Source organism: uncultured Methylobacterium sp. (assembly GCF_964244095.1).
Lineage (GTDB): Bacteria > Pseudomonadota > Alphaproteobacteria > Rhizobiales > Beijerinckiaceae > Methylobacterium.
The window spans coordinates 1-10,635 of sequence record NZ_CAXTHR010000139.1; the positions used below are offsets into that span (position 1 = coordinate 1).

11 protein-coding genes are annotated in these 10,635 nt (G+C 71.5%); 3 read left to right on the forward strand and 8 right to left on the reverse strand.

All coding sequences use genetic code 11. From position 1 onward, the window contains the following. From ACFE86_RS17985 to ACFE86_RS17995, 3 genes are all read right to left on the reverse strand, one after another. The coding region (locus tag ACFE86_RS17985) for an MmgE/PrpD family protein (RefSeq protein WP_375456689.1) at positions 1–935 on the reverse strand (935 nt) is incomplete at its 3' end. 181 nt (positions 936–1,116) lie between these two features. Next, positions 1,117–2,412, reverse strand: a complete 1,296-nt coding sequence (locus tag ACFE86_RS17990; protein WP_375456690.1) for a nicotinate phosphoribosyltransferase — start codon at positions 2,410–2,412, stop codon at positions 1,117–1,119. A 129-nt stretch (positions 2,413–2,541) separates the two neighbouring features. Continuing rightward, positions 2,542–3,045, reverse strand: a complete 504-nt coding sequence (locus ACFE86_RS17995; RefSeq protein ID WP_375456691.1) for a pyridoxamine 5'-phosphate oxidase family protein — start codon at positions 3,043–3,045, stop codon at positions 2,542–2,544. Between the two features lie 227 nt (positions 3,046–3,272). Between ACFE86_RS17995 and ACFE86_RS18000 the strand changes: the two genes are divergently transcribed. After that, positions 3,273–4,412: a P-loop NTPase gene (locus ACFE86_RS18000; RefSeq protein ID WP_375456692.1), complete on the forward strand. Its 1,140-nt coding sequence runs from the start codon at positions 3,273–3,275 to the stop codon at positions 4,410–4,412. Positions 4,413–4,420: 8 nt separating this feature from the next. Then, positions 4,421–5,029 (forward strand): molybdenum cofactor guanylyltransferase MobA, encoded by a 609-nt coding sequence (gene mobA / locus ACFE86_RS18005; RefSeq protein ID WP_375456693.1) that lies wholly within the window; start codon positions 4,421–4,423, stop codon positions 5,027–5,029. A 170-nt stretch (positions 5,030–5,199) separates the two neighbouring features. Here the strand turns inward: mobA and ACFE86_RS18010 are convergent, their stop codons facing one another. The 4 genes from ACFE86_RS18010 to coaD all read right to left on the reverse strand — a co-directional run bounded on the left by ACFE86_RS18010 (position 5,200) and on the right by coaD (position 7,381). Continuing rightward, positions 5,200–5,658: a peptidylprolyl isomerase gene (locus ACFE86_RS18010; RefSeq protein ID WP_375456694.1), complete on the reverse strand. Its 459-nt coding sequence runs from the start codon at positions 5,656–5,658 to the stop codon at positions 5,200–5,202. A gap of 93 nt (positions 5,659–5,751) precedes the next feature. Next, positions 5,752–6,252 (reverse strand): hypothetical protein, encoded by a 501-nt coding sequence (locus ACFE86_RS18015; RefSeq protein WP_375456695.1) that lies wholly within the window; start codon positions 6,250–6,252, stop codon positions 5,752–5,754. A 6-nt stretch (positions 6,253–6,258) separates the two neighbouring features. Then, positions 6,259–6,822, reverse strand: coding sequence for a peptidylprolyl isomerase (locus ACFE86_RS18020; RefSeq protein WP_375456696.1), 564 nt, complete (start codon positions 6,820–6,822; stop codon positions 6,259–6,261). A gap of 52 nt (positions 6,823–6,874) precedes the next feature. Beyond that, complete coding sequence (gene coaD, locus ACFE86_RS18025) at positions 6,875–7,381, reverse strand: pantetheine-phosphate adenylyltransferase (protein WP_375456697.1); 507 nt, start codon at positions 7,379–7,381, stop codon at positions 6,875–6,877. Positions 7,382–7,527: 146 nt separating this feature from the next. On the opposite strand from coaD, the gene ACFE86_RS18030 reads away from it, so the two are divergent. Beyond that, a complete protein-coding gene (locus ACFE86_RS18030) occupies positions 7,528–8,847 on the forward strand; it encodes an NtaA/DmoA family FMN-dependent monooxygenase (RefSeq protein ID WP_375456698.1) in 1,320 nt (439 codons plus the stop codon). Positions 8,848–8,860: 13 nt separating this feature from the next. Here the strand turns inward: ACFE86_RS18030 and ACFE86_RS18035 are convergent. Next, positions 8,861–10,635: DNA gyrase C-terminal beta-propeller domain-containing protein (locus ACFE86_RS18035; RefSeq protein ID WP_375456699.1), on the reverse strand; the 1,775-nt coding region annotated here is incomplete at its 5' end.

A 10,635-nucleotide genomic window follows, 5' to 3' on the forward strand; every position in this document is an offset into this window, starting at 1 on the left:
TGCATGACGATGCCGCAGGCGAACGGCTTGTAGGTGTTGAGCAGGCTCTCGTAGCGCGTCCCCAAGCCGTCCGTGATCTCGCGGTAGTCCTGCTTGGTCGAGACGGTGTTGGCCCAGCCGCGCTTGGCCTCGATCATCCCGTCCGACGAGGTGAAGCCCTTGGCCGCCAGGATCGCGGCAAACAGCCCGTTGGCCGCGGCCCGGCCCGGATTGAAGCTCTTGTTCATCGAGCCGAACGATTCGCGCAGGCCCACCGGCTGCGAGGCGGCGAGCCCGAGGGCGTAGACCATCTGCCGTTCGGTGAGGCCCATCAGCTTGCCCGCCGCGGCGGCGGCGCCGAACACGCCGGCGGTGCCGGTGATGTGCCAGCCGACGTCGTAATGGTTCGGATAGACCGCGTTGCCGATCCGGCACTCGGCCTCGATCCCGAGCACCAGCGCGTTGAGGAAGTCGGCGCCCGAGACCGGGTGCATCTCGGCATAGGCGAGGATCGCCGAGGCGACGGGGCCGGCCGGGTGGATCACGGTCTTCAGGTGGGTGTCGTCGTAGTCGAAGATGTGGCTCGACACGCCGTTGAGGAAGGCGCCGTTCATGATGTCGAAGCGCTCGGTGCGCCCGAACAGCCCGGCCTGCGGCGGCCCGGAGAACGGCGCCAGCGCCGAGACCGCCACGTCCAGCGTCTCGTGGTGCGAACCGCCGATGGCGACGCCGACCCAGTTCAGGAAGGTGCGCGTCGCTTCCCGGCGCACCGCCGCCGGCAGGTCCTCGAACCGCGCGCCGACGACGTAGCGGGCGAGCGTGCGGGTCACGTCCCTCGCCTCGGGCGAGGCTTTCGCGGCCGCGGTCTCCGCCGCCTGCGCGGGGGCCCCGACGGCCGGTCCCGCGAGCGCGAGGCCGGCGGCGCCGATCAGGGCGCGTCGATCGATCTGCGACATGGTCGTTCCTTCCCTGCTGTCTCGACCGCGTCGCCGCGCCTTCGGGCTACGGCCGGGCCGGACTTGGTACGAAGATCGGCGCCGGGCACGGGGCCGCAAGACGGGCCGGTTTCAAGGCCGTCCCGATGACAGGCGCCGCGGAGGAGAGACGGGCTGCGTTCGGCGGCAGCGGCCTGCCCGGTCAGACCACGACCGCCATCGCCGCCTGCGCGCCAACCCCGAACACCCGCTTGTAGCGCGCGACCTCGGCCTCCGGCCCCTGCGCCTTGGTCGGGTTGTCGGAGAGCTTCACCGTCGGCCGCCCGTTCGCGTGCGTAACCTTGCACACGAGCGAGACCGGATCGAGCCGTCCGTCCGGCACCAGTCCGCGAAAGTCGTTGGTCAGCAGCGTGCCCCAGCCGTAGCCGATCCGCAGGCGCCCGTGGAAATGCGCGTGGATCGCCTCGATCGTGTCGATGTCGAGCCCGTCGGAGAAGATCGCGAGCTTCTCGCGCGGGTCGGCGCCCCGCGCGCGCCAGAACGCGATCGCCTCCTCGCCGCCCTCGATCGGGTCCTTGGAATCGATGCGGATGCCGGTCCAGGCGGTGAGCCAGTCCGGCGCGCCGGCCAGCAGCCCGCTCGTGCCGTAGGTGTCGGGCAGCACCACCAGCAGGTTGCCCTCGTAATCGTCCTGCCAGTCGCGCAGCACGTCGTAGGGCGCCTGCGCCAGCGCCGCGTCGTCCTCGGCCAAAGCCGCGTAGACCATCGGCAATTCGTGCGCGTTGGTGCCGACCGCCTCGACCTCGCGGCGCAGCGCGATCAGGCAGTTCGAGGTGCCGAGGAACCTGTCGGGGCCGAGCCCTTCGGCCATCGCCTGCACGCACCAGTCCTGCCACAGGTAGCCGTGCCGGCGGCGGGTGCCGAAATCGGCGATCGACAGGTCCGGCAGCCGCCGCAGGCGCTCGATCTTCTCCCAGACCCGCGTCATCGCGCGGGCATAGAGCACCTGGAGATCGAGCTTGCCGAGCGCGCGCAGCACCGCGCGGGAGCGCAGCTCGTTGAGGATGGCGAGCGCGGGCACCTCCCACATCGTGGTCTCGACCCAGGGGCCGTGGAAGGTGAGTTCGACCTGTCCGTCGCGGGCCTCCAGCTCGTAGTCCGGCAGGCGAAAGCCCTCGAACCACGCGATGAACTCGGCCGAGAGGATGCGGCGGCGGCCGTAGAAGGCGTTGCCGCGCAGCCACGTCGCCTCGCCGCGGGAGAGCCGCAGGGAGCGGGCGTGGTCGAGCTGCTCGCGCAGCGCCCCCGGATCGACCTCGTCGGCGATGCGGATGCGGGTTGTGCGGTTGTGGATGCCGAAGGTGGCCGACACGTCGCGGTGGCGGCGCAGGATGCTCTGCCCCATCAGGAGCTTGTAGAAATCGGTGTCGAGCAGCGACCGGACGATCGGATCGATGCTGAAGTTGTGGTCGTGGACCCGCGTCGCGAGGTCGAGCATGTTCGGGGACTCGGGGATCGGGGGCCTGACGCCGCCGAAGGCGCACGAGGGCGATGCGCGAGTCAACGGTGCGCATGACGAAGGCGGCGCGCCGGCACCGGCACGCCGCCTCCCCGGCCTACGGACGGATCAGGCCAGCGAGACCTTGCCGGTGTCGGGCTTGGGGCTCTCGCCGGTGAGCGAGGCCTTCACGTAGCCGTAGAGGTGCAGCATCTTGCTGTTGGGGCTGTCCCAGTACGCGCCCTGCTCCGGGTGCACGCGGATCAGGGCGACCTCCGGGTCGTCCTTGCCGTTGGGGAACCACGTCTTCAGGCTCTCGTTCCACTTGTCGTCGATGATCGCCTGATCGCGCACGATCTCGGCCTTGCCGGCCACCGAGACGTAGGTCTGGTTCGACGGGTCGGAATAGGCGAGGTTGATCTGGTTGTCGCGGCTGATCTCGGCGGTCTTCGGCGAGTGCAGCTTGGTGAAGAACCACAGGTCGCCGTGCTCGTCGGCGTCGTTGTTCCACATCGGCCGGCTGTTGAGCGTGCCGTCCGGGTCGGCGGTGGTCATCATCGCGATTTTGATGTCCTTGATCAGCTCAAACAGCTTCTTCGCGCCCTCGTGGTCGCGGTGGTTGCCCTGGTGCATCGACTCGTCTCTCCGGTGTTGTTGAGCGGTCGCGGGCCGGGCCCGCCGCCGGCGTCAACGGTGGTTCGACAACGGACGACGCTCCTGTTGGTTCAGGCGCGGCCGCCCTGCGCACAGGGGCCGCACGACGGCGCGGGCTCCGGAGGGTAGCGTTTCCGGCGCGGGCGTTTACACCGGCGGCACGCGATCCCGGCCGTCGATGCCGGATTCGGCGAAGGAGCCCGACTTTGGCGATCACCCGCGACGACGTGCTGCGCGCGCTCCAGACCGTGACGGTCGATGCCGCCGGTACCCCCCTGCCCGCCTCCGGCCGGCTCTCGCAGGTGGTGGTCGACCCGACGAACCGGGTGATGTTCTCGATCCTGGTCGATGCGAGCGAGGCCGCGCGCTTCGAGCCGATCCGCAAGAGCGCGGAAGGGCGGGTGCTGTCGATGCCGGGCGTGTCGGGGGTGTTCGCGAGCCTCACCTCCGAGCGCGGCCCCGGCATGCCGGAGCAGAGCGGCGCGGCCCCGCGCCCGGTCACTGCGGCGCCGCCGCGGCCCGGCGCGCCGCCGAACCAGGGGCCGGCGCTGCCGGGCGTGCGCCACATCGTGGCGGTGGCCTCGGGCAAGGGCGGCGTCGGCAAGTCGACCACCGCGTGCAACCTCGCGCTGGCGCTGCTGGCGCAGGGCTTGAGGGTCGGCCTGCTCGATGCCGACATCTACGGGCCGTCGGTGCCCAAGCTCATCGGCCTCACCGGCAAGCCGAAGGTGATCGACGGCAAGACCATGGAGCCGATGGAGGGCTACGGCCTCAAGGTGATGTCGATCGGCTTCCTGATCGAGCCCGAGACGGCGATGATCTGGCGCGGGCCGATGGTGCAGTCGGCCCTGACCCAGATGCTGCGGGAGGTGGCGTGGGGCGAGCTCGACGTGCTCATCGTCGACATGCCGCCGGGCACCGGCGACGCGCAGCTCACCATGGCGCAGGCGACGCCGCTGTCGGGCGCCGTCATCGTCTCGACGCCGCAGGATCTGGCGCTGATCGACGCGCGCCGCGCCGTGACGATGTTCAAGAAGGTCGCGGTGCCGATCCTCGGCGTGATCGAGAACATGGCGACCTTCGTCTGCCCGAATTGCGGCCACGAATCGCACATATTCGGGCACGGCGGCGCGCGGATCGAGGCGCAGCGCCTCGGCGTGCCGTTCCTCGGCGAGGTGCCGCTGAACATGACGATCCGCGAGACCTCGGATGCCGGCCGGCCGGTGGTCGCAACGGCGCCGGACGGGCCGCAGGCCGCGGTCTACCGCGCCATCGCCAAGCAGCTCTGGGCGAACCTGACGGGCGCGCCGGTGGGCCGCGCGGCGCCGAAGATCGTGTTCGAGTAGGCCCCCTGATGCCGCCGGTCCTCGGCCTGATCCTGGCCGGCGGCCTCGCGCGGCGCATGGGCGGCGGCGATAAGGTGCTGCTGCGGCTCGGCGGCCGGACGCTGCTCGACCATGTGACGGAGCGGCTGGCGCCGCAATGCGCGGGGCTGGCGCTCAGCGCCAACGGCGACCCGGCGCGGTTTCCGGACTTTCCCGGACCGGTGCTGCCCGACACGGTGGCCGATCATCCCGGTCCGCTGGCGGGCATCCTGGCGGGGCTGGACCATGCCGCCGCGCGCCATCCCGACGTGGCGTCCGTCGTCAGCGTGTCCGGCGACCTGCCGTTCCTGCCGCACGATCTCGTCGTCCGGCTCCTCGCCGCCCGCGGGCGTGCGGCCATCGTGCTCGCGGCCTCGGGCGACCGGGCGCACCACACCGTGGCGCTCTGGCCCGTGGGCCTGCGGGCCGACCTCCGCGCCGCCCTCGTCGAGCGCGGCGAGCGCCGGGTCGGCGCGTTCCTCACCCGCCACGGCTCCGCGGCGGTGCCGTGGCCGACGGCGCCGGCCGATCCGTTCTTGAACGTCAACACGCCGGACGACCTGGAGCGGGCGGAGGCGGTGCTCGCGGGCCGGGGATAGCCCGCGCCTCGGCCGAAGGCGCCGGCGCGACGCGCGTCGGGCGGGACGGCTCGGAGACGCCGTCCGCCCCCCGGTTGATCGGTTCGGTCGCGTAGTCTCCCTCCCCCGCAAAGGGGGCGAGGGAAGGACACGCGGGTCACGCAAGCGCCCCGGAAAAGGCCCGGCCCGGCTCAGGCCGCCGCGATGCTCGCCTTGACGATCGTGTCGGGTGTCCGCGGCGGCTCGCCCTTGTTCAGGGTATCGACCACGTCCATGCCGTCCACGACCTTACCCCAGACGGTGTACTGCTTGTCGAGGAAGCGCGCGTCGGAGAAGCAGATGAAGAACTGCGAGTTGGCCGAGTGCGGGAAGTTGGTGCGGGCCATGGAGCAGGTGCCGCGCACGTGCGGCTCGGCGTTGAACTCGGCGTTCAGGTCGGGCAGGTCCGAGCCGCCCGAGCCCGTGCCGGTCGGGTCGCCGGTCTGCGCCATGAAGCCGTCGATGACGCGGTGGAACGGCACGCCGTCGTAGAAGCCCTGGCCCGCCAGCGTCCGGATGCGCTCGACGTGGTTGGGGGCGAGGTCGGCGCGCAGGGCCACCACGACGCGGCCCTTGGTGGTCTCCAGAACGAGGGTTTCGGTGTCGGCCATGTCGGTCTCCAGATTGTGCGGGTTGCGCGCGGCGCCAGCGGCGTCGGGCGGTGGGCAGGCTCGCGCCGGCAACGGCCGGCCGGCCGGTTTCGTTCAGCCCGGCCCCCGCGGCGGCCGGCGATAGACGAGGCGCAGGGCGACGGGGCGCCCAGCGATCGCCCGGCCGAGGCCGGGGGTGACGGGCGCCGGCAGGCAGCGGCGCAGGCCGTCCAGCGTCGCGCGCACCAGCGCCGGACGGGTCCGCCCCCCGACGCCCGTCGCATAGGTGATCCGCGGCGCCCCGAGCAAGCTGCCGTCGCGCCTCAGCGCGAGCCGGGCGGTGATCTCGACGCCCGCGGCGCGCTCGAGGGCGGCGGGCGGGCGCCAGCACGCGGCCAGCACCGGGTAGAGCTCGGCCAGCGTGTCGGCGGTCGCGGCCGGCGCGCGGTCGAGGGGCACAACGACGGTGGCGCGCAGGGTCTGCGGCAGGCTCAACGGGTAGCCCGGCCTGCCCCCGTCCTCGGCATACCCGTCGAAGGCGCGGGCGGCCAACGCGCCGGCGACGGGCGGCGCGAGGGCGATCAGGCTCGCCGCCGTGACGCGGGCGGCCCGCATCGCGCCCTACTTCGCCTTGTCGGCAAGCTGCATCCTGACGATCCTATCCGGGTTCTGGACCGAGCCGCCTGCGGCGCCGGGGGCGGCCTTCTTGATCTTGTCCACGACCTCCATCCCGTCGGAGACGAGGCCGACGACCGTGTACTGGCCGTTGAGGAACGCGGCGTCGCCGAGGCAGATGAAGAACTGGGAGTTCGCCGAATTCGGATCGGACGAGCGCGCCATCCCCACCGTGCCGCGGCGGAACTGGGCCGCGGAGAACTCGGCCGGGATGTCGGGCAGGCTCGATCCGCCGGTGCCGTTGCCCTTCGGGTCGCCGGTCTGGGCCATGAAGCCGTCCATGACGCGGTGGAACTTGAGGCCGTCGTAGAAGCCCTGGCCGATCAGCGTCTTCAACTGCTTGACGTGCTTGGGCGCGAGGTCCGGGCGCAGCTCGACGGTGACGCGGCCGTCCTTGGTGTCGAGGTAGACGGTGTTGGCGTCGGCGGCTCGGGCGCTGCCGGAGGCGCCGAGGCCGGCGGCGAACGCGAGGGCGAAGGCGGGAGCGAGGACGGCGTGGCGGCGGTTCATGTCGGGGCGTCTCCTGAATGGGTGCCGGGGTTCTGCGCGGTGACCGACGCGGTCAGGCGGCGGGCGGCTTGCCGGCGCGGGCGGCGAGCCGGGCTGCGACCGCGGCCGGCACGAACGGCGAGACGTCGCCGCCCATCGCCGCGATCTGGCGCACCAGCGTCGCGGTGATCGGCCGGACGTGGATCGAGGCCGGCACGAACACCGTCTGCACCTCGGGCGCCATGGTGCCGTTCATGCCGGCGAGCTGCATCTCGTAATCGAGGTCGGTGCCGTCGCGCAGGCCCCGGATGAAGAGCGCGGCGCCGTGCCGGCGCGCGACCGAGACCGCGAGGTCGTCGAAGGTGACGACGTCCAGCGTCGCGCCCTCGGCCCGCGCCAAGGGTTCGCCGGTCTCGCGCAGCATCGCCGCGCGGTCCTCGGCCGAGAACAGCGGAGCCTTGCCCGGGTGGACGCCGATGGCGACGACGAGGCGCGCGGCCAGCCGGCAGGCCTGGCGGATCACGTCGAGGTGCCCGTTCGTGACCGGATCGAACGAGCCGGCATAGAGCGCAGTGGTCATGGCCGGCGGCGTAGAGGATTTTGGCGTCGAGGGGAACCGCGGAGGCGATCACGGCCGCGGGCCGGCCGCGCCGGCGCGGCCACGTTCTTGCGTGCCGCCCCGCGCGTGCACCGACCTCGGCACGCGGACCAAAGGGACCCTCGCGGATGCAGGACAGGCGCTTTCACCTCGGCTGGTTCACCTATTTCGGCCAGAACGCCTGGAACGATCCCCTCGGCTCGGGGCCCGAGCCCTGGACCGGCGACCTGCATCTCGACCTCGCGCGCGCCATGGAGCGCGCCTGCTTCGACTACCTGCTGATCGAGGACACGCTGAGCATCCCGGCGGTCTACAAGGGGAGCCGCGAGACCTACCTCAAGCACGCCATCATGGTGCCGAAGCAGGATCCGGTGCCGCTCGCGGCGATCCTCGGGACAGTGACGCGCAACCTCGGCCTGGTCATCACGCTGTCGACGCTGGCCTACAAGCCGTTCATGCTCGCGCGGCTGGTCGCAACGCTCGATCACATGACGCGCGGCCGCTTCGGCTGGAACATCGTCACGACGGCCGAGCACGCCTCAGCGCTGAACCTCGGCCTGACGGAACTGCCGCCGCGCCAGCTCCGCTACGACATGGCCGACGAGTACGTCGAGCTCGTCGAGCGCCTGATCGGGACCTGGGAGCCCGGCGCCGTCGTCCGGGACGCGGCGACCGACACCTACGCCGACGCGAGCAAGGTGCACGCGCTGAACTTCGAGGGGCGGTGGTACAGCGCGGCCGGCCCGCTGACGACGACGCCTCCGCCGCAGGGGCGGCCCGCCTACATCCAGGCCGGCGGCTCGCCGCGCGGGCGGCTGTTTGCGGCCACGCACGCCGATTCGGTGATCGCGAGCACGACGGGGATCGCCGGCATGAAGAGCTACCGCGACGACATCCGCCGGCTCGCGGCGGGCGCCGGCCGCAACCCGGACGACATCAAGGTGCTGTCCCTGGTCGCGCCGGTGGTGGCCGAGACCCGCGCGCAGGCGCAGGAGCAGTACGAGCGCGCGCTCGCCGCGCCGGGCTACGCCGAGCGGGCGCTGGCGCTGTTCAGCTCGTTCACCGACATCGACTTCTCGCGCTTCGACCTCGACGCAGCCCTGCCGCCGCTGACCACCAACGCCGAGCAGGGCGCGCTCGACAAGTTCTGCCAGACGCAGCCGGACGGCTCGCCGAGCCCCAAGACCCTGCGCCAGCTCGTGCGCGACAGCGGCACGACGGGCGCCCTCGAACTCGTCGGGACCCCGGACGACGTCGCCGACATGATGGGCGACGCGATGGCCCAGGTCGGCGGCGACGGCTTCCTGATCGCGACGCCGTTCCACCGCCTGACGCGCATCTACATCGACGGCATCTGCGACGGCCTCGTGCCGGCGCTCCAGCGCCGCGGGCTCGCCCGCAGCGCCTACACGACGACCACCCTGCGGCAGACGCTGCGCGAGTTCTGAGCCGCGGGGACCCTCAGGCCGTCTCGTCGCCGATCTCTCCGCCCTCGTCCTCGCCAGCGATGTGCTCCACCGAGACGACGCGCTCGTCCTTGGCGGTGTCGAACACCGTCACGCCCTGCGAGGCGCGCCCGACCACGCGGATGTCGTCCACCGGTACGCGGATGAGCTGGCCGGCATTGGTCACCAGCATGATCTGGTCGGCGGCCTCGACGGGGAACGAGGCCACGAGGTTGCCGTTGCGGGCGTTGACCTCCATCGCCTTGATGCCCTTTCCGCCGCGGCCCGAGGTCCGGTACTCGAACGACGAGGTGCGCTTGCCGTAACCGCGCTCGGCCAGCGTCAGCACGAACTGCTCGTGCAGGCTCATGTCGTTGTAGCGGTCGAGCGAGACGGCGGCCTCGACGACGCTCTCCTCGGCATCGGCGCCCGCATCCGCCTCCGCGGTCTCGCCGCGCACGGCCCGGCTCATCTTGAGGTAGCCGGCGCGCTCCTCCGGCGTCGCCTCGAAGCCGTTGAGGATCGTCATCGAGATGACGCGGTCGCCCTTGCCCAGGCTGATGCCGCGCACGCCGGTGGAATCGCGGCCCTTGAACACCCGCACGTCCTCCACCGGGAAGCGGATGCACTGGCCGAGCGCGGTGGTGAGCAGCACGTTCTGCTCGGGCCGGCAGATCTCGACGTGGACGATGTGGTCGCCCGGATCGAGCTTCATCGCGATCTTGCCGTTGCGGTTCACCTGTACGAAGTCGGAGAGCTTGTTGCGCCGGACGCCTCCGCTCGCGGTGGCGAACATCACGTCCAGCGTCTCCCAGGAAGCCTCGTCCTCCGGCAGCGGCATGATCGTGGTGATGCGCTCGGCCTGGTCTTGGAGCTGGAGGATGTTGACGAGCGCCTTGCCCCGCGCGTTCGGCGCGGCCACGGGCAAGCGCCAGACCTTCTCCTTGTAGGCTTGGCCTTGGCTGGAGAAGAACAGCACCGGCGTATGCGTGCTCGCCACGAACAGGCGGGTGACGAAGTCCTCCTCGCGGGTGGTCATGCCGGCGCGGCCCTTGCCGCCGCGGCGCTGCGCCCGGTAGGTCGAGAGCGGCACGCGCTTGACGTAGCCGGCATGGGACACGGTCACGACCATGTCCTCGCGCTGAATCAGGTCCTCGTCGTCCACGCTCGAATCGTAGTCGAGGATCACCGTGCGCCGGGGCGTGGCGAACTGCGTGCGCGCCTCGGCGAGCTCGTCCTTGACGATGGCCATGATCCGCACCCGCGAACGCAGGATGTCGAGGTAGTCGGCGATCTCGTCGGCCAGCGACTTCAACTCGTCTCCGACCTCGTCGCGGCCGAGCGCGGTGAGGCGCTGGAGGCGGAGATCGAGGATGGCGCGGGCCTGCACCTCGGAGAGGCGATAGGTGCCGTCGTCCTTCACCCGGTGGCGCGGGTCGTCCACCAGCGCGATCAGCGGCGCGATGTCGTGGGCCGGCCAGTCGCGCGCCATCAGGGCCTCGCGAGCCGTGTTCGGGTCCGGCGAGGTGCGGATCAGGCGGATCACCTCGTCGATGTTGGCCACCGCGATGGCCAGTCCGCACAGCACGTGGGCGCGCTCGCGCGCCTTGTTCAGCAGGAACTTCGTCCTGCGCGAGACCACGTCCTCGCGAAAATCGATGAAGGCCTGGAGCAGGTCCTTCAGGTTCATCAGCTCGGGGCGGCCGCCGTTCAGCGCAACCATGTTGCAGCCGAACGAGGATTGCAGCGGCGTGAAGCGGTAGAGCTGGTTGAGCACCACCTCGGCCATCG

Coding starts and splice junctions, on each gene's coding strand:
- ACFE86_RS17990 (WP_375456690.1), bottom strand. CDS start 2,412: ATGCTCGACCTCGCGACGCGGGTCCACGACCACAACTTCAGCATCGAT.
- ACFE86_RS17995 (WP_375456691.1), bottom strand. CDS start 3,045: ATGCACCAGGGCAACCACCGCGACCACGAGGGCGCGAAGAAGCTGTTT.
- mobA (WP_375456693.1), top strand. CDS start 4,421: ATGCCGCCGGTCCTCGGCCTGATCCTGGCCGGCGGCCTCGCGCGGCGC.
- ACFE86_RS18010 (WP_375456694.1), bottom strand. CDS start 5,658: ATGGCCGACACCGAAACCCTCGTTCTGGAGACCACCAAGGGCCGCGTC.
- ACFE86_RS18015 (WP_375456695.1), bottom strand. CDS start 6,252: ATGCGGGCCGCCCGCGTCACGGCGGCGAGCCTGATCGCCCTCGCGCCG.
- ACFE86_RS18020 (WP_375456696.1), bottom strand. CDS start 6,822: ATGAACCGCCGCCACGCCGTCCTCGCTCCCGCCTTCGCCCTCGCGTTC.
- coaD (WP_375456697.1), bottom strand. CDS start 7,381: ATGACCACTGCGCTCTATGCCGGCTCGTTCGATCCGGTCACGAACGGG.
- ACFE86_RS18030 (WP_375456698.1), top strand. CDS start 7,528: ATGCAGGACAGGCGCTTTCACCTCGGCTGGTTCACCTATTTCGGCCAG.